This is a genomic window from Flavobacterium commune (assembly GCF_001857965.1).
Taxonomy (GTDB): Bacteria; Bacteroidota; Bacteroidia; order Flavobacteriales; family Flavobacteriaceae; genus Flavobacterium; species Flavobacterium commune.
On record NZ_CP017774.1, the window covers coordinates 1,255,242 to 1,274,378 of the forward strand.

Here is a 19,137-nt window from a genome sequence, read left to right on the forward strand (position 1 = left end):
TCCTTTTTTATTATGGGTCAAAGATAGTATGCTAATCTTTATTTAAACTTCAGTAATTTTTCATATTTCTATGCTATATTACCTTTTACGAAAACGTTTTAGTTAAAAAATGGTAATTTCAAATAGTTTGCAGGTAAAATAGCATAGTTAAAACCAATATTCTCGGTTTTCTTATCAATTCAAAAAAATAAAATTCTTCTCGAAAACAATAAAATTTAACTATAGAACAAGATTTGAAAAAGGCAGTATTATGTAATTTTGTGTTATGTATGCTTTAGTCGATTGTAATAATTTCTATGCTTCCTGCGAACGTGTTTTCCAACCCGAATTCAACGGTAAGCCTATTGCGATTTTATCCAACAACGATGGCTGTGTGATTTCCAGAAGTTATGAAGCCAAAGCAGCCGGCATTCCTATGGGTGCGCCTGCTTTCCAAATTAAAGATTTGGTAAAGGAGAAAAACGTAAAACTCTTTTCGTCTAATTACGCACTCTATGGCGATTTAAGCCGCCGTGTAATGACAATCCTGAACCAGTTTACACCCAATGTGGAGATTTACAGTATAGACGAAGCTTTCCTGAACTTTGACGGATTAACTATTCCTGATTACCACGATTATGGTCTCCAAATGAAGACTCGTGTTCGAAAATGGATTGGAATTCCTACCTGTATCGGATTTGCAGAAACCAAAGCCCTATCGAAAGTAGCGAATAAAATAGCCAAAAAATTCCCAGACAGAACCCAAGGAGTTTATGTAATCGATTCGGAAGAAAAACGTATCAAAGCTTTAAAATGGACCCAAATTGAAGATGTTTGGGGCATTGGCTACCGAATGACTAAAAAAGTAAAATTAAGAAACATCAATACAGCATTCGATTTCATACAACCACAACACGAAGCTTGGATAAAAAAAGAAATGGGTGTAACCGGTCTTCGATTAAAAGCAGAACTGGAAGGGAAATCGGTTTTAGAGTTAGAACCTATTGCCGAACAAAAGAAAAGCATTGCCATCACCCGTAGTTTTCCCAAACAAATCTCCGATTTTGATTTACTCCGGGAACGCATCACTACTTTTGCAGCTGTTTGCGCGGAGAAATTACGCCGCCAAAAATCCTGTTGCCATACTATAATAGTAATGCTCGTTATTGACAAACATAGCGTAAAGACATCCCAATACTATTTTAACAAAGCAATCACTTTGCCCTATTCAACCAATTCGACGTTGACCATTGCCAATACAGCCATCGAATTACTGAAACAAATACACCGGGGCAACGAACATTTGAAATTTAAAAAAGCAGGGGTTATTGTTAGCGAACTCATTGGCGAAAACCAGAAACAGTTTCAATTGTTTGAAGAAGAAAACCCAAAGCATTTGGCACTGATGAAAGCAATGGATAGTCTGAACACTAAAATTGGCGATACCAAAGTAAAATTGGCCAGCCAAAATTTAAATTTGACCTGGAACATGAATCAGAATCATTTATCTCCAAAATACACCACAAAATTTAAAGATATTCTCGAAATACGATGCGAATGAAAAAAGACCAAAAACTCAGCTTCCATAAACCGGATTACGAAAGTGAACTGCGAATTCCTTTCATCCCTGATGGTGTTTCGGCAGGATTTCCTTCTCCCGCAGCTGATTTTATGGAGAACAATATCGATTTGAATAAAGAGTTGAGCGAAAATCCCTTAGCCACCTTTTATATTAAGGTAAAAGGAAATTCGATGATTGACGCCGGCATCAACGACAAGGACGTATTGATTGTCGATCGAAGTATTGAACCGCAGGACAACAAAATTGCTATTTGTTTTATCGATGGAGAATTTACCGTAAAACGCATTAAACTTGAAAAAGACTGCCTCTACCTGATGCCCGAAAATAGCAGTTACAGCCCCATAAAAGTCACCGAAGAAAACCAACTCATCATTTGGGGAATTGTAACTTATGTGATAAAAAAAATGTAACTGTTCGTTGGTCTGATTTAACCACAAAGTCCACAAAGGAAACGCAAGGCACACAAAGCTTTGTGAACTTAGCGTAAACTCTCTGCCTACTTTGCGGTTAAAACATTATTTTTTTTAATGCTATTTTTGTAAACAAACCTAAAATAAATGATTGTAAAATGCGTTTTATCTTCTTGTTTAAAAAAATATAATATAAAATGAAAAAATTATTTTTTACAGCTATGGCTGTTTTAGCATTTGGTTTAGCCAATGCACAATCGCAGGTTTCTAAAGGAAGTTGGTTAATTGAAGCAAACACTGGTTTTGGTGAAAAAGTTGGAAATACTTCAATGGGTTTATGGTCTGAAAATGGTCAAACAGATTATAATATTGGAGCTGAAGCAGGATATTTTGTTGATGATAAATTAGCTTTAAAATTCGGGTTAGGATTTGGTGAGACTTCTTTTTACGATGATGCTTTTGGTGAATATTACTCTGCAAATAGCTTTGCTTACAAATTAGGACTGAAGTATTATGCTGCAGGTAAATTCCCTTTAGAACTTTCTTATAATGGAGTGAATTATGAAGATTTCGATGAAAACCCTTCCTATTTAGGTTTACAGGGAGGTTATGCTATTTTTTTAAATAAAAACGTATCAATCGAGCCAGGAATTCGTTATAATGTATCGTTAAACGATGATTATTATGATGATGTTTTTCAATTAAACATCGGATTTGCATTACACTTCTAATATAAAATTAGTTTTCAATTTAAAAACCTTCTCGTAGCAGAAGGTTTTTTTATACTCTATTTTTTTACTTTATAATATAAATTGGAAAATTTACCCTATATGCTGCTCATAGTAATAGTAAAATAAGGTTAAATTGAATAATTATAAAAATTTGAATCCATGAAAACTTTCATCAACAATGCGTTTCCATTCCGGATGTCTTTTGATGTAAGCAAACACTAACGGACAAAGCGGAATAAGTTTGTAATTATTGTCTTCAATATAAGCCAATGTTTTTTCAATTACAGCTGTAGCCGCGCCTTTTCCTTCCAATTCGGGTTCTACTTCGGTGTGGATTAAAGAAATAACATGGGGTTGTTCTTTGTAAACGATAAAGGCTTTATGTCCTTCAATAGTAATTTCAAACTGCTGCTCTTCTTCGTTTTTGACAAGAGGAATATTTTCGAATTCTGGTTTCATACTTAGTTTATTAAACGGTTATTGGATAAAAACAACAAGCTATTAACCAGCTTGCTATTTTGTTTAACAAATTTACAATTCTAAAAAAGGAAACATCTTAATCTATGTTAAGAAGATGGGAAAATCATTTTTAAATCAGATTCTGATCTTATATCATTTAGAAATTTAAATTAGTCTCATTGTCAGTTCGAGCGCAGTCGAGAACCACTATTGCAACTCGACTGCGCTCGAACTGACAAAAAACAATTAGACTTTTTTATATGTCTAATTGGTATTATCCAAATAAAAAAAATGTGAAATTAAACGAATTCGATTCCACATTTTCACATTTAAAACTATTATTTTCTATTACCAGAACTTCACGTACAAAGCAGCGATAATTAATAAAGTAATAATAATTAATACTGTAGTTTGAGGTTTTACTTTGAACATTTCAGTATCCAATTCAAAAGCTTTAGGATTCACTTTTGGTCCGGCAAAACTGATTCCAATCATTAACAACATTGTAAAGGCAAATGATAATCCCATACAAATGTGAAACGGAATTTCGAAACCACCTTTACCATTTGGCCAGGCTGTGTACAATAACGTTTCGTTTCCAAACATAGCCGGAGCGTATTCGTTGAATAAAACTGACAATAAGAAACCTGCAATTACCCCAACAATAGCCGCTGTACCTGTAGTTCTTTTCCAGAACATCCCTAAGAAGAACATAGCAAATACTCCAGGGCTAATAAATCCTGTGTATTTTTGGATATAGGTAAATCCACCTACTCCACCGATTCCTAGAACATCATTCCATGTAAACAATACAGCCAAAACCATAGAAGCAAAAACGGCATAACGACCAATGTTTACCTGAGCTCTGTCGGAAGCATTTTTTTGAATGTACTTTTTGTGAACGTCTAAAGTATAAATAGTCGAAATACTGTTTACTTTACCCGCTAACGAAGCCACGATAGCAGCAGTTAAAGCCGCAACTGATAATCCTTTTAATCCTGTTGGTAAGAAAGTTAACATAGCCGAATAAGCTCCGTCTTTTCCACCGACTAATTGTGGTAAGTGTCCTCCCTGATATAAAACGTAAGCAGCAATACCCGGTAACATTACAATTACAGGCATTAATAATTTTAATAATCCTGCAAACAAAATACCTGTACGAGCCGTTGTTAAATCAGCTCCAAGAGCTCTTTGAGTGATGTATTGGTTACATCCCCAATAGTTCAGATTGATAATCCAGATACCTGCTAAATAAGACAACATTCCCGGAAAAGTAAGGTATTTATCAATTTCTAACTGTGTAGAAGTAGCCGTTGGCCTTGGAATAATCATTTTGAAATGCTCAGGAGCTTTTTCCATCAATACGTTGAATCCTGCGATAGCATCTTTACCAACACCAAAATATTCTCCTACTGTTGTTAGAGCGATATAAGAAGTCACCAAACCTCCAATGATTAATACAGCCACCTGAATAACGTCGGTATAAGCAACCACTTTCATACCACCAAGAGAGATAATCAAAGCAAAAACAGCCAATCCTAACATAATAACATGAAGAAAATCTCCTCCTGCTAATCCGTTAATGGCAACAGCTCCTAAATATAAAATAGAGGTTAAGTTCACAAAAACATACAAAAACAACCAGAAAACAGCCATAATCAAAGCTGTAGTTTCGTTGTATCTTGTTTTTAAGAATTGTGGCATGGTGTAAATCTTGTTTTTCAAATAAACAGGAATAAACCAAATTGCAATAATAATCAACGCGATAGCAGCAACCCATTCGTAAGCAGCTACAGCAATTCCTAAGAAGAATCCTTCCCCACTCATTCCGATAAACTGCTCAGCTGAAATGTTAGAAGCAATTAACGAAGCTCCAATAGCCCACCATGTTAATGTTCCTTCGGCTAAGAAATACGCCTTAGCATCATGTTCGTTTTTTTCGCGTTTGCGATAGATAATGTATCCATAAACCGATACAATTAAAAAGTAGATTATAAATACTGCATAATCTGCAAATTCGAGACTTGAGCTCATAGATTTTTATTTAAAATTAATAATTGGTTAAAGCCTTTAGCTTCTGATTTTTTGTTCCCATTTCCAAGCACTTTCCATCGCTTGTTCCAGACTTAATTGGGTTTTCCAGCCCAGTACTTTATTAGCCTTATCCGTATTGGCGTAAGCCAAAGTAACATCACCTTCTCTTCTGTCAACGATTTGGTAAGCTAATTTTTTGCCGCTTACTTTTTCGAAAGCATTGATCACTTCTAATACTGAACTTCCTACTCCGGTTCCCAGATTAAAAGTTTCTACTTTTTCTTCGTTCTTTTTATTCAATAATCGTTGCAGGGCAATAACATGCGCTTTAGCTAAATCAACTACATGAATGTAATCGCGAATACAAGTTCCGTCCGGCGTTGGATAATCATTACCATAAACCATTAATTCTTTACGCAAACCAATTCCTGTTTGAGTAATAAATGGTACTAAATTTTGCGGAACACCTATTGGCAATTCACCAATTTCAACCGATGGATGAGCACCAATTGGATTAAAATAACGCAATAAAACAGCATTGATACCACTTACTTTAGCTACATCAGTAATAATTTCTTCTCCTATTTGTTTGGTATTTCCATAAGGAGACATCGCAGGTTGAATAGCAGAATCCTCATTGATAGGCATTGTTTCGGCTTGACCATAAACCGTACAAGAAGAGCTAAAAATAAAGTTAGCACTTTCTTTTTTCTCTAATTCCTGAAGCAAATACACCAACGAATTGATGTTGTTTTCGTAGTATAACAAAGGATTCCCCACACTCTCTCCTACTGCCTTTGAAGCTGCAAAATGGATTACTCCATTTACATCCGAATGGCGTTTGAAAAAATCCTGAACTACCGATTTCTCTCTTAAATCCAGTTTTTCAAAAAGTGGTTTTTTCCCTGTTATAGCTTCAATTCCTTTTAAAACGTCTTCAGATGAATTGGATAAATTATCAATAACAACCACCTCAAAACCTTCGTTTTGCAATTCGACTACTGTATGCGAACCTATGAAACCTAAACCTCCCGTAACAAGTATTTTCATGATTTGTTTTTTTAAATATCAGTTTAGTTATTTTTGTTTGTAATGTACCTCAGATAAATTTCTCAACATTTCGGCACTCTTCTCTGGTGTAATATCTCTTTGAGATTCTCCCATCATCTCATAACCTACCATGAATTTTTTCACTGAAGCCGAACGCAACAATGGTGGGTAAAAATGCATGTGAAACTGCCATTCCGGATGCTCTTCACCATCTGTTGGAGCCTGGTGGATTCCTGAAGAATAAGGGAATGAAGTTTCGAAAAGATTATCGTATTTTGTTGTTAATTGTTTCAAAATAACAGCAAAAGCAGCTACCTCATCTTCAGTAAAATCAGTGATTTTAGTAATATGACGTTTGCTTACAATCATAGTTTCGAAAGGCCAGATTGCCCAGAAAGGAACAATTGCTGCAAAATGATCGTTTTCAACAACCACACGTTCTTTTACTTTTAATTCTTCTTTTAGATAATCCTGTAAAAGATTAGTTCCATTTTTTTCAAAATAAGCTTTCAGGTTATTTTGCGTTTTCTCAACCTGTGTTGGCAATGAAGACTGAGCCCAGATTTGTCCGTGTGGATGCGGATTACTACATCCCATTACACTTCCTTTATTTTCAAAAATCTGCACGTGATTGATGTAATCAACATTACCTAAATCAGTGTATTCTTTTTGCCAGGTATGAATAATATTCACAATACCATCCACATCCATTTCCGGTAAAGTCAAATCATGTCTTGGTGAAAAACAAACCACCCTCGAGATTCCTCTTTCTGGTTGTGCCTTGAAGAAACTTCCTTCTTCATTTCCACCAAAATCAATTGGTTCTTGTTTAAGCGCAGCAAAGTCATTTTCGAAAACAAAACTGCTTTCGTAAGCTGGATTTACTTCGCCATTAGCACGAACATTTCCGGCACATAAATAACATTCGGGATCATATTCTGGCAACGCAACAGTATTTACCGCTTCTTTTTGTCCTTGCCAAGGTCTTTTTGAACGATGTGGTGAAACTAAAACCCATTCATTAATCAAAGGATTATATCTTCTATGCGGATCTTCGTTGATATCAAACTTTCTCATAGTCATTATTTAGTGTATAGTGATGTTCCGTTACTTACTTTAACGTCATAAATTTTCAATTCGATTCCGAAAGCTTCGTTATATAATTTTGAAAATTTATCTTTAATTTGTTGTTCCTGTCCTTTTTTAACAAGGTTGATGGTGCATCCTCCAAAACCGCCCCCCATTAATCTTGAACCAATAACTGCAGTTTCTTCTTTAGCCAAATCTACTAATAAATCCAGCTCTTCGCAGCTTACTTCGTAATCTTTAGACAAGCCATCGTGAGTAGCAAACATCAGTTCGCCTAACAATTCGATTTTACCATTGTCTAATGCTTCACAAGCCTGAATAACGCGGTTGATTTCTTTTACCACAAAAAGAGAACGTCTAAAAACGTCATGACTCATTTTGTCTTTCAAATCAATTATGGTTTGTTCCGTACAATCTCTAAAACTTTTTATCTCAGGGAAATTTGCTTTAACAATCGCAATTCCTTCTTCACATTGCTGTCTTCTTTCGTTATAAGCCGAAGTCATCAACGAGTGTTTCACATTCGAATCAAACAAAATCAATGAATAATCACTGAAATTAGCATCGTGATAAGTGTACTCTAAAGTGCGGCAATCAATCTTGATTACTTTATCTTCCAGTCCCATTACACTAGAAAACTGATCCATAATTCCGCATTTGATTCCCACCCAGTGCTCGGCTTTTTGTCCTAACAAGGCAATATCAATTGGCTTAATATTCAAATTGAATAAATCGTTCATTCCAAATAAGAATCCACATTCTAATGCTGCAGAAGAAGATAATCCCGAACCAACAGGAATATTACTACTGAAAACGCAGTTTACACCTTCCAGTTGAAATCCGTTAATTTTTAATTGATTGATTACCCCTCTGATGTAGTTTGTCCAGTCATTATCGTCTAATTTTACCTCAGCCGTGACATCAATTTCAAAAGAATCATTCAGGTCTAAAGCAATTACTTTAGAAGTATTGGTATTGTTTTTTGCAAAAGCAAAGCAAATAATCTTATCGATAGCAGCAGGCAAAACATAACCATCATTGTAATCGATATGCTCCCCGATGATGTTGATTCTCCCTGGAGAAAGCACTATTTTTGTTGGCTCAGAACCAAAAGTTTCCTTAAAATAGCTCGTTGTTTTATTAATTAAAATATCATTCATTGGTTAGAAATTGAAATAGTATTAGATTTTATAGTGATTCAAATTTATAAGTCGTTTTCTGTTTGTAAACATCGTCTTTCTTCAAAACGGCAGATGGAAAATTAGCGTGATTTGGAGCATCCGGGAAATTTTGGGTTTCAAAACAAATTCCGCTTAAGGCGTGATAAGTTGCATTTTCTTTCCCTTTTAAGTCAGACCCACAATTTCCACCCACATAGATATGAACCCCAGGCTGATCAGTGTAAACATCCATTTTTAAATTAGTCAACGGACTAAAAAGCGTAGCTTTCACTTCGTCATTATTCTCCACTACAAAAGTGTTGTCGATACTTTTAGGACATTTTTTTGCCGTTCTATAATCGAATACAGTATTGGCAACTTCCAGAATATTTCCTGTTGGAATACAATCTTCTCTGGTTTCAACTACTTTTTGCGCATGCACAACTAAATCCTGCCCTGAAACATCAGATTGATGTCCATCCAAATTAAAATAACTGTGATGCGTTAAATTGATAATAGTATCTTCAGTAGTAGTTGCTTTGTATTCAAGAATCAATTCATTCTCTTCTGATAAAGTATAAGTCAGACTTACTGAAAGTTCTCCCGGGTAATTCTCTTCATTAGCAGCGCTAACATAACTCAACGTAATCGATGGATTTTCGCCAGTTGTTACTTGATCTACATTCCAGTTTTTCTTGCTGAAATTTTCTATTCCTCCATGCAAAGAATTAGGACCATTATTGATATTCAATTGGTAGTTTTTACCATTCAATTCGAATTTTCCTTCGTTAATTCTCCCTGCATAACGCCCCACAGTAGCTCCCATATAAGGAGAACCATTTAATTGAAATGATTTCTCATAGCCTTCAACACTATCAAATCCTAAAACCACATCGACAAGTTCACCGTTATTCAACGGAATTTTCAATGCTGTAAGGGTAGCTCCAAAAGGAATTACTTTAAGCTGTGCACCGTTTTTATTGGTTAACTCATAAAAAGAAGTAACAGCAGACTCTAAATGGGATGAATTATTTTCAGAAGTAGACATAATGTGGTTTATTTTTCATTTATTTGATTTCGATAGCAAAAATAGAAATAAAGCTTATTAAACTATACCACTACCCACCAGTTTTTAAAAATAGCCACTAGATTAATTTAAAATGAATCAATCTAGCAACCATATACTATGTTATTTACCTTTAATAGTTTTCAATTTTACAACTGCGGTTTCTAAACCTGGCGAAGTAACTTCAAGATTAATAGCTCCTGATTCTTTGGTACTTTTAATAATTACCATAGAACGTCCACGCCAGGCTTTACGAGTATTGCCAACATACAAATCGGTGTCTTTTAAATTAGCATTATCAACACCCACTATAACTCCAGCTCCTGAAACATTAAATGCAAGTTGGTTTGCTGCATTTGGATTCAAAACTCCTTTATCATCTGTAACTTCGACTGTAACATAGGCCAAATCCTGTCCATCAGCGGCTATTTCATTTCGATCGGCTGTCAATTTTATTTTTGTTGCTTTTTGCGCTGTTTTCAACAAAACCGATTCTACTTCCTTATTATTTTCTATGCCTACCGCTTTTAATTCGCCACTGGCATACAGAATTGCGAAAGTTGCTTTAAACTCCTGACTTAAACCTGTTTCTTTTTCACCAATAACTTTATCATTCAGATAGAGCCTTACTTTAGGATATTTCGAATAGACTTCAACTTCAAGATTTTTTCCTTCCTGACCCGGCCAGGTCCAACTTTCCCATGTAGGCCAAACTGCCCATGAAGTCAACTTAATTGCTCCACTTTCCGGATTAGGTTCGCGTACTGCCATGTACAATTTCTCATTTGAATTATAGAGCATGCTTCGATAATGAGAAATTGGCTTTCTCCATCCTGTTAAATCCACATCGCCACAATAAGCGCCATGCCAGGGATATAAATTTCCTTCCCAATGTTCGCCAGCCGGTTCACCCGGATATACATAACGACCAATGCCCGATTCTCCTAAATAATCCATGGCTGTCCACACAAAATCACCAATGATATAATTGTGTTTTTGAACCAGATTCCAATTCGAAAAAGCATCTTTAGGATAAGACTCCGTTTGTACAATAATGCGCGAAGGCACTCTGGCATGATCGGATTCAGCGTGATGCAACTGATAATTATAACCAGCCACGTCATGTACCGCCATTAAAGGATCGAAAATTTCCCATGACTTATCCCAGGTAGTCATTGCTGATGTTACCGGACGTGTCACATCTATATTTCGCACAGCATTAACCAGCATCTTTGCCGTTTCAACCGCTGCCGGTTCTTTCCTTTCGATAATTTCATTACCAATACTCCACATAATAATAGACGGATGATTTCTATCACGCAACACCATAGATTCTACATCGTGCTTCCACCATTTGTCAAAAATACTGGCATAATCATAAGTTGTTTTTTTCTCTTTCCAGCCATCAAAAGCCTCATCGAATACCAACATTCCTAATCGATCACAAGCATCTAAAAAAGCTTCCGAAGGAGGATTATGCGACGTTCTTAACGCATTGAATCCTGCAGCTTTTAACAATTCCACTTTTCTTACTTCGGCACGATCATAAGCTGCAGCTCCCAAAGCCCCGTTATCATGATGCACGCAACCTCCGTTTAATTCTATCTTTTTTCCGTTTAATAAAAATCCATTTTCTGGAGTAAACTCAATAGTTCTAATTCCGAAATTTTTTCTAACAACATCAATTGGTTCATCGCTAATTTTAATATGTCCCTTCATGATTTTCACTTCGGCACGATAAAGATCCGGTGTTTCCGGTGACCACAATATTGGTTTTTCAACTTCTATGTTTTGTATAATTTCTTTTTCTTCACCAGCTTTTAAATCAACCCCAACAGTATTATCGGTGTTCATCGAAACAGTATTATAACCATTCACTTTTTTAATAGAAAGCGTTGTTGAAACAGCCATTATTTGTAAAGTTTCCGTTTCATTTTTTACTTTAGTTTTAATTTGAACTGTAGCTTTTTCATTAGTTACTTTAGGCGTTGTTATTGATACTCCCCATGTTTTTATATAAATTGGATTTCGAACCTTTAACCAAACATGACGATAAATACCGGAACCACTATACCATCTGCTGTTTTTTTGTTTCGAATTATCCACTTTCACAGCAATGGTATTCTGTTGTCCAAATTTTAAATAAGGGGTTAAATCATATTCGAAAGAAGTATAGCCATAAGGTTGCATTCCTACTGATTTTCCATTAACAAAAACTTCAGCATTCATATAAACGCCTTCAAAATAAATAGCAACCTTTTGATTTTTCCAATGAGCAGGCACTGAAAATGATTTTCTATACCATCCCGTTCCTGCTGGAAAAAATCCGCCATCGCCTTCACTTGGATTATTTTTTTCTGATTTTCCTTCAATACTCCAATCGTGTGGCAAATCTAATTTTCTCCAATTCTTATCGTCTAAATTTTCCGAACTATTCTCAGGCGAATCTCCCAATGCAAATTTCCAATCAAAATCAAAAAGTTGCTTTCTTTCAAAATCAGCTTTCATTTTCTTCTGAGCCGAAACACAATTCAGCGTTAACAAACTAAATAAAAATAGAGATGCTATAATTTGTATATTTTTCATCATTGTTTTTGTTAATTATTTGTAACTGTTTCGAAACTATATTCTCCTGATTCTAATTTGAAAACAGCCTTATTATTTTCTATATTCAAAAAATTGATTCCGCTCTTTTTTCCAATTATCGTTACATCACTTTGTTTTAAAGCCGGTAGATAAAGTGTTGCGTTTGTATTGGCAGGCACAACAAAACGGAACTGATATTTACCATTTTTTGTTTCCCAACTACTTTCAATACGCCCATACATCGAATCATAATAGCCATTTGCAAAAGTCATTTGTCCGGTAGTATCAGGCTCAGGTTGCAAAATAAAATGTTTAAATCCCGGTGCATTATCGTCTCTTAGAATTCCTAACGAATAATTATACATCCATGCTCCTACCGCTCCAAAAGCATAATGATTAAAAGAATTCATATTATTATTTCCTCCAAATCCGTCTTTATGTGTATACGAATTTAATCGTTCCCAAATAGTTGTAGCTCCCTGGGTGACAGGATACAACCATGAAGGATACGATTTATTTTGTAATAATTGATAGGCTACATTAGAATATCCATTATCCGAAAGCGCTTTATTGACCCAAGCCGTACCAATAAATCCTGTCATTAATGAATACGGTGGACAAACAACACCCTGATCTGTTTTGTTTTCTCTTTTTATGGAATTTACAAACTGCTTTATAGCCAAATCAGCATTCTCTTTATTTAAAATAGTAAAGGCAAAAGGCAACACATAAGACGTTTGTGTATCTACAATTTTACCTCTAAATGAGGTTTTCCCTGTTGCTTTATCAATGTAGGTTTTATTGAAAAAATCTTTACGCTGTTTGTAATATTCTGAAAAGCGTTCCTGATCTTTCTTTTTGTCCAATAGCGTTGCCACCTTAGACATAATTTCCAAATCATAAATAAAATAGGCTTCCCAAAATAATGTTTTTTCGTTTTTAGAATCTTCTAAACTCAGCCAGTCTCCTAATGATCCCCAAGTGTTTCTTTCTTTTTCTTTGAAAACACCAGTTTGCTTATCAATATCGGCTATAAGGTAATTGACGTAATTTTTCATAGCATCATAATGCTCTTCTAACAAACTTGTATCTCCATATTGCAAGTAATTTTCCCAAGCAACTGTAATTCCGGCACTTCCCCACATGGTTTCTCCAAATCCCACGCCTATAGGAGCTACATCTGGAAAACGCCCATCTTCCCTCTGAATATCCCGCATCGCCAGCATATGTCTTTTCAGAAATTGCTTCACATCTGATAAATGAACTGCAGTTCGCGAAAAAACTGAAATATCGCCACTCCATCCTAAACGTTCGTTACGCTGAGGACAATCGGTAGGTATCGATAGAAAATTGCCATAAGTTGACCATGTAATATTTTCCCATAATTTATTTACCAAAGGATTTGAGGTTTGGTAATGAGAAGACAATTGATGTATCGAACTTAAGACTGTTCCTTTAACATCTATTAACGATAAAGGTTTTTCTATTCCCGTTATTTCTATATAACGATATCCGTGAAATGTAAATCGTGGCGTTATGGTTTCATTACCTCCTTTAGTTGTATAAATATCTTGTGACATAGCCGCCCTTACATTTTCAAGCATCAGTAAATCTTCATTTCCTTTGTATTCAGGTAAATTTGGATACAAAACTTCGGCATAACGCAATGTGATGGTTTTTCCTTTTGCTACATTGGTCAGCATAATTTTTGGTACGCCTACCATGTTTTGTCCCATATCATAAACAAATACACCTGGACGAACTTCTGTAACTGATTGAGCCGTTAATTCTTTGATGGGTTTAACAGTGGCACCAAACTGCCCCACTAATTGAGCATCGTTAAAATTATTAAAGTTGGGTAAATTAGCCGTTCCTTCCAGACTTACAAATCCATTTGTTCCTATGGCTACCGCCTGATGCCAACGGGAAGCATCATATCCAGCTGTACACCAGCCTTCAATTGCTTTTTCTTTTGTGGCATCATAAACTTCACCCTGAAAAAAACTGCTATACTTTACTGATCCATCATTAAAATACGTCCATGTTTCAGGATTAGTTGTGATAATTTTTTCGCTTCCATCAGCATAAGTAACTACCAATTTTGACAACATCGATTGACGATCACCAAAAAAATTCCAGTTATCACCAACAAATGTACTGCCGCCACTCCACCAGCCTTCTCCAAGAATGGCTCCCAAAACATTATTTCCTTCCTTGATATTTTCGGTTACATCATAGGTTTGATACAAATGGGTTTTGTTGTATTGTGTCAGTCCCGGATTAAAATAATCGTCTCCTATTTTTTTACCATTTAAGTACACATCATAAATACCACGTGCCGTAACATACAATCGTGCTTTAGTTATTTTAGGAGAATCGATTCCAAATACGGTACGCAACATCGGCATGGAATTCTGACTTGGATTAGCCAGAACAAAAACTCCATTATTTCCTCCCGTTATGGCATAGCTATTATTTTCTATGCTTACTTCTTTAAATGATGAGAATATACTTGAAGTACTAACATTATCAGAAAAAATCACATTTGAAGGACTTCGGTAATTTTTAATTTCAATTTTCGAAAACTGTGCTTTTTCTCCTTTAGGTACTGAAAAACCAATGTCGCCTACAATAGGAAAAGCTATAAAATCGCCTCCAGCTCCTAATGGATTTAGATTGAGATTAGCTACCAGATTTTCTTTTGAATCCCCATCGATATAAATTTTAGTAACTCCCAAACAACTTTGAACACTTACAGTATGCGGGTTGTATTTGTTTTCTTTATTAATAATCGAATTCGGAATAGGAAAACTTTTAAAAGGAATTTCTTTTTTATCATTTGGATGATAACCTACTCTATAAATATTCAGCTTTGCATTTGCATCCGAATTTAAAGAGGCAATATCTAATTCTACCTGAATATAACTCTCAGCATTCTTGTTTTCCAGTTTATACTGATTTTTATTTCGATCCATTAAACGCTGATCGTTAGCGCCATAAACTAAAGATGCTTTGGTCGATTGTAGCTTTTTATCCAACTGAATCGTACTATTAATAATAAAAACAGGAAGGTATTGGGAATACAAAACCATATCATTAGCGTTACCACCAATCCATTTTGCTCCAGACCAGGCGGTTGTTTCTTTATCTGAATCCGAATTTGTTACCATTTTTGAATTCAGTAAACCGGTTTCAAACCAAGAATTTGCAGAATGCTTTTTCCCTTTTTGATCCCAAACATTTACCGTCCAATTGTACAACGTTGTGGCCCTAAAGTTTTCGCCTTTATATTTAATATTAATGGATGCTCCACTTTTTACTTTCCCCGTATTCCAAACCTCATTCCCCTGACTATTGGATACAATAATTTGGTAGGCATTTTGGTAATAGCCTCTGTTTTTACTTGATGTTTCCATTTGCCAACTAAAAACAGGTTGAGACACATCAAGACCAATAGGAGTTACTGCATTTTCTACCTTGAGATTAGTGATTTGGATATCAGCACCAAAAAGAAAGCTTGGTACAGCCAGAAATAAGAAGATGATTAATTTAAAGAATTTCATATATGCAGAATTTATTTTTTAGCGGTCATATATGTTATCGCCTTTTATTATTGGTGTTTGCTTCGCAAACTCGTTTTTAATGGCGATTTCATTAATATATAAATTAGAATACTGGTTATAATTGCTTTTCTAAAAGCATGAAATTCAAAGCTATGTATTAAATTCAATTTTCAATACCAGTTCCTACCAGTTTTTAAAATGAAGCCACTAGATAAAAAAACAAAGCATAAATAAAATCCAATATTCTCTCGAATTTCAAAGACTCTATTTATGCTCCACTGCTTGATAAGTTTAACAACTTAAATAATATATAAATCGATAAATATTGTTTGGTTTAGTGTTTTTTCATTAGGCATCAAAGTCATCACAATTAATGCTTTTGAGTCCCAGGTTGCACAAAATTCACACCGCTGACGCTTGTTGGCACAGCCAAAGGCAAACGAATCCATTTTTCATTTATCCAAATATTACCATCAAGATTATAACTCCAAGCCACAATCATTGTATTTTCATCTATCAAGTTGTATTTGATGGGTGAATCTTTTCCACTTAGACGAGGGTGTAGCACATTCTCTATGATGTGCTCCACTAATGTGCTGTCTGATTCTATTTCGTAAGATCCATATTGTGCAATTGTTGTTTGATTAGGCCAAGTTACAAACGTATAATAGGTACCATCAGCATTAATTACTTTGTAGTCTCCTGTTACTATTCTTATAGATTCGCCATTAGCAAGTGTTCTTTCGTCTATTAGCCGCCAAATTCCAACAATTGATTTTGAAACAGGAATATGGTTTTGTTCTGTCTGCGCCGATAATGTTGCAGAAAAAACAACAATCAATAATGTAAAAATGTGCTTCATAGTAAGTTTTTTTTGGTTCCTAAAAATTATAATTTGTTCATTTGGTTTTTCTAAAAGCATGAAATTCAAAACCATACCTTTAATTAAATTTTCAACAGCAGTTCTCCCTTTTTTCAAAAGAATCTACTAGATAAAAACAAAGCATAAATGAATTACTCCACTCATGCTTCGCTTACAACATCTTTATTTAATCTTAATTACTAGGCAATCCATCAGCTTTCATGCCTTGCAATATTAAAGCATTCATGATGTAAAGAAAATCACTTCCGTCATCCTCATGCGCTCCATTAACACCGTAAGGCCAAAAGTGCATCCCATCTCCTTTTACCAAAGCAGCAGGGTCATTTGTCATCATTTGCAAGATTTCGTTGGCTCGTTTTCCTTGCCAAGTGCCTTTCATTAATTCAGTATATTTTGAATGTTGCCCCACTCCCACTGCATGCGCCATTTCGTGCATTGCAGTTCCAGCCTTTTGATAAGAAGCATTGGCTCCCATATTAATCCAACCCGAAAAATTGGCATCGGCAGTAGGTGTTCCCGGCGAATAATTTACCGTTACATGTTTTACAATTGAAGTAAAATTATTGTAATAGGTTGTTGCCAAATCAAATGCTGCTTTTATTCTGGTAACAGTTGCAGCATCGGCTCCATTTTGATTAAACGAATAGGTGAAATTCCCTTTTTTAATGGTACTTATTACAAATTCTTCACCATATAAAACTCCACCCGGCGTTACCGCATAAGGTCTTACATAATACAAAGTTTCTGGTTTTAAATTACGAATACGCTCTTTGAATTTGTCTTCCACCTTGCTTCTGGCTATTTTATTATCGGCTATTGTTGGTTTTGTAGCTGTATTGTAAACCAAACCTATTTCCTGGATTGCTAAATCACCATGTTCTTTTAAGATTACATCCAAAAATAAATCTTGTGCACCTGCCACTTTTATAGTTCCCAAAACCAATAAAGGCGAAGCTAAGTCGGCCGTTTTAAAACTCACCTGATTGCCATAAGCCACTCCTTTTTTGTTTACCACATAAGCTCTTGCATAATAAACCGTGCTTCCTTCCAGATTAGTTAATTCTACTTTAAACTCTCCAGAACCTTTAGTAACACTCGCTAATTTTTTTGTTCCTTCATAATTAGGATTTGCTGTTGTTCCATAACACACCCCTCGTTCAAAAACACTGCTTCCACCATTATCTTCAAGCATACCCCAAATTACAGCTTGCTTGGCTGCAATTTCTTCGGCTTGATTGGTTTTCAACGTAGCTAACACTCCCACATTATCCGGTTCTTCTACCTCAGCAACTTCCGAAGAACTTCCCGAAGAGCAAGAACAAATAACAAATAGTAACATCAGAAATAAATCAATACTTTTTTTCATCTATTTTAATTTTTATTTTTTTTCTAAAAAACATCTAAACTCCAACTTTCAAACCAATTTAAAACTGGTTTTTGCTTATCAAACTTTATGGGTAACCAAACATAACTCCCATCAATTGGGTTATCCGGTTTCCATCGATCGGCCATAAATATGAATTGATCTTTTTTTCCTTGAACAGGCAGAATATAAGTACTCTGCGAATGAAATGTGAGCTCCGCCCCTTTTCCAACGCACGGATTTCCTAAAGATTCCCAAGGACCCCAAATTGATTTGGAACTAAACGAACGTGCCTCATTAGGATCCCAACCGGTACATCCCGAAGTAATCATATAATAAATACCGTCTTTTTTAAAAATGGCAGGCGCTTCATTATGACCTGCTGGTGCTACTCTGATCCATTTTTCTGTAAAATCTAAATAATCATCGGTAAGCTCTGATATGTGAAGCGTCAAATTATCTTCTGAGGCATGTATAAAATAGGCTTTTTCATTGTCATCCACAAATACGGTCATATCTCTGGACATTTGTCCTTTTTCAAAATCCCTGCGAACCAACATTCCGTTCTTTACTGACGTCAACCATTCGGGAGTCCAAGATTTTAATTTATGCTCTCCAATAACTGCTGATTTAAATTTGTCATCAAAATTCATTGGCCAAACTCCTTTGTTTGGTCGGTATGATTTTTTAAATACAAAAGGCCCTCTTGGATTATCACTCACTGCTACAGCCGCTTTAGCAGCATCATAACCTTGTCCTTTTAATTCCAAATGAAACCACATGACATATTTGCCTATCTTTTTATTGAAAACTACTTTTGGACGTTCTATAATGCAGCCTTTTGTTATCTCAGAATTAGGATTAGTTTCAACTCTCAAAACAATTCCTTCATTAGTCCAGTTGTATAAATCTTTTGACGAATAACAGCTTACCCCTTGCAAAGATGTATTTCCACCACGACCAGCAGTTTTATACTCTCCATACCAATAATAAACTCCATCAACAAAAGTAACACCACCACCGTGAGCATTGATATGCACACCATTAGTGTCTTTCCATTGTTTTCCCGGAATGAAGAAATCGTTCTGACTGAAAACAAAAGAGAACAAAGCACTACTAATTAAAACAACTGAACACAAAAACTTAATCATAACTTACTGATTGATTTTAGAAATAATCAAA

General features: G+C 35.3%; 14 protein-coding genes. 3 read left to right on the plus strand and 11 right to left on the minus strand.

What is annotated here, in order from left to right:
• The first annotated feature begins 265 nt into the window (after positions 1-265).
• The 3 genes from BIW12_RS05290 (at position 266) to BIW12_RS05300 (ending at position 2,702) form a co-directional block, all read left to right on the plus strand.
• Entirely contained in the window at positions 266-1,540 is a 1,275-nt protein-coding gene (locus BIW12_RS05290; RefSeq protein ID WP_071184142.1) for a Y-family DNA polymerase, read from the plus strand.
• Positions 1,531-1,971, plus strand: coding sequence for a LexA family protein (locus BIW12_RS05295; protein WP_071184143.1), 441 nt, complete (start codon positions 1,531-1,533; stop codon positions 1,969-1,971). Before BIW12_RS05290 ends, BIW12_RS05295 begins: the two co-directional genes overlap by 10 nt.
• Before the next feature lie 197 nt (positions 1,972-2,168).
• Positions 2,169-2,702, plus strand: coding sequence for a porin family protein (locus tag BIW12_RS05300; protein ID WP_071184144.1), 534 nt, complete (start codon positions 2,169-2,171; stop codon positions 2,700-2,702).
• 141 nt (positions 2,703-2,843) lie between these two features.
• On the opposite strand, the gene BIW12_RS05305 is transcribed toward BIW12_RS05300, so the two are convergent.
• The 11 genes from BIW12_RS05305 to BIW12_RS05355 form a co-directional block, all read right to left on the minus strand.
• Positions 2,844-3,161, minus strand: a complete 318-nt coding sequence (locus tag BIW12_RS05305; protein ID WP_071184145.1) for a GNAT family N-acetyltransferase — start codon at positions 3,159-3,161, stop codon at positions 2,844-2,846.
• Positions 3,162-3,509: 348 nt separating this feature from the next.
• The gene (locus BIW12_RS05310) at positions 3,510-5,195 is read right to left on the minus strand and encodes a sodium/sugar symporter (RefSeq protein ID WP_071184146.1); all 1,686 of its coding nucleotides are present in this window, start codon (positions 5,193-5,195) and stop codon (positions 3,510-3,512) included.
• Positions 5,196-5,231: 36 nt separating this feature from the next.
• Positions 5,232-6,245, minus strand: a complete 1,014-nt coding sequence (gene galE / locus BIW12_RS05315; protein ID WP_071184147.1) for a UDP-glucose 4-epimerase GalE — start codon at positions 6,243-6,245, stop codon at positions 5,232-5,234.
• A 27-nt stretch (positions 6,246-6,272) separates the two neighbouring features.
• Complete coding sequence (locus tag BIW12_RS05320; RefSeq protein WP_071186157.1) at positions 6,273-7,322, minus strand: UDP-glucose--hexose-1-phosphate uridylyltransferase; 1,050 nt, start codon at positions 7,320-7,322, stop codon at positions 6,273-6,275.
• Between the two features lie 5 nt (positions 7,323-7,327).
• Positions 7,328-8,494: a galactokinase gene (galK, locus tag BIW12_RS05325; RefSeq protein ID WP_071184148.1), complete on the minus strand. Its 1,167-nt coding sequence runs from the start codon at positions 8,492-8,494 to the stop codon at positions 7,328-7,330.
• 28 nt (positions 8,495-8,522) lie between these two features.
• The gene (locus tag BIW12_RS05330; RefSeq protein WP_071184149.1) at positions 8,523-9,542 is read right to left on the minus strand and encodes an aldose epimerase family protein; all 1,020 of its coding nucleotides are present in this window, start codon (positions 9,540-9,542) and stop codon (positions 8,523-8,525) included.
• Positions 9,543-9,683: 141 nt separating this feature from the next.
• Positions 9,684-12,149, minus strand: coding sequence for a sugar-binding domain-containing protein (locus tag BIW12_RS05335; RefSeq protein ID WP_071184150.1), 2,466 nt, complete (start codon positions 12,147-12,149; stop codon positions 9,684-9,686).
• A gap of 8 nt (positions 12,150-12,157) precedes the next feature.
• Complete coding sequence (locus tag BIW12_RS05340; RefSeq protein ID WP_071184151.1) at positions 12,158-15,709, minus strand: alpha-L-rhamnosidase; 3,552 nt, start codon at positions 15,707-15,709, stop codon at positions 12,158-12,160.
• A 370-nt stretch (positions 15,710-16,079) separates the two neighbouring features.
• The gene (locus BIW12_RS05345; RefSeq protein ID WP_198033452.1) at positions 16,080-16,571 is read right to left on the minus strand and encodes a DUF4488 domain-containing protein; all 492 of its coding nucleotides are present in this window, start codon (positions 16,569-16,571) and stop codon (positions 16,080-16,082) included.
• A gap of 193 nt (positions 16,572-16,764) precedes the next feature.
• Positions 16,765-17,958, minus strand: coding sequence for a hypothetical protein (locus BIW12_RS05350; RefSeq protein WP_071184153.1), 1,194 nt, complete (start codon positions 17,956-17,958; stop codon positions 16,765-16,767).
• Between the two features lie 23 nt (positions 17,959-17,981).
• Positions 17,982-19,106: a glycoside hydrolase family 43 protein gene (locus tag BIW12_RS05355; protein ID WP_071184154.1), complete on the minus strand. Its 1,125-nt coding sequence runs from the start codon at positions 19,104-19,106 to the stop codon at positions 17,982-17,984.
• Positions 19,107-19,137 lie beyond the last annotated feature (31 nt).